We start from the raw sequence: 766 nt of genomic DNA on the forward strand, positions 1-766 counted from the left end.
CGCCGCCAGCGCGCCCGAACGGATATCCCGGGCGAAGGTGTCCACCAATGTCTTGTAGCGGGCGCGGGCCATAGGCGATGTATCCATGACAATTTTTTGATTGTCTTGATAGTGAATCATAGGATGCGCAGGACGCAACTTATCCCTATCGAGCCCTACACCCATGGAACGAACCACCCACCTCAACACCCGGGAAAACAACGCCAGCGGCTGGATCAACGGTTTGATCGGCGTGGTGATCTTCAGCGGCTCGCTGCCGGCCACGCGCCTGGCGGTGCTGGAGTTCGATCCGGTATTCCTGACCGTCGCCCGCGCCACCATCGCCGCCCTGCTCGGCCTGTGCCTGCTGTGGCTGTTCAAGGAAAAAACCCCGGCCCGCAGTCAGTTACTGCCCCTGGCAATCGTCGCGCTGGGCGTGGTGATCGGCTTTCCTTTGCTCACCGCACTGGCCTTGCAGTACGTCACCAGTGCCCATTCCATCGTATTTGTCGGCCTGCTGCCGTTAGCCACTGCGGTCTTCGGCGTATGGCGCGGCGGCGAGCGGCCCAAGTTGGTGTTCTGGCTGTTTTCGATCCTGGGCAGCCTTCTGGTGGTGGGCTACGCGGTTGCCCAGGGCCTGAGCGCCGCGCCCGCCGGGGATTTGCTGATGCTGTTGGCAATCCTGGTGTGCGGCCTCGGTTATGCCGAAGGAGCCAAACTCTCGCGCACCCTGGGTGGCTGGCAGGTGATCTGCTGGGCGCTGGTGATCGCGCTGCCGATTGTGGCC

Annotated in this window: 1 protein-coding gene; it reads left to right on the forward strand. The window is 62.8% G+C overall.

Annotated features, from left to right (window positions below; genetic code table 11):
- Window positions 1-163 precede the first annotated feature (163 nt).
- On the forward strand, window positions 164-766 hold a 603-nt coding region (locus tag HX846_RS18785; RefSeq protein WP_178965877.1), incomplete at its 3' end, for a DMT family transporter.

The sequence above is a fragment of the Pseudomonas sp. K5002 genome (assembly GCF_013386655.1).
Lineage (GTDB): Bacteria > Pseudomonadota > Gammaproteobacteria > Pseudomonadales > Pseudomonadaceae > Aquipseudomonas.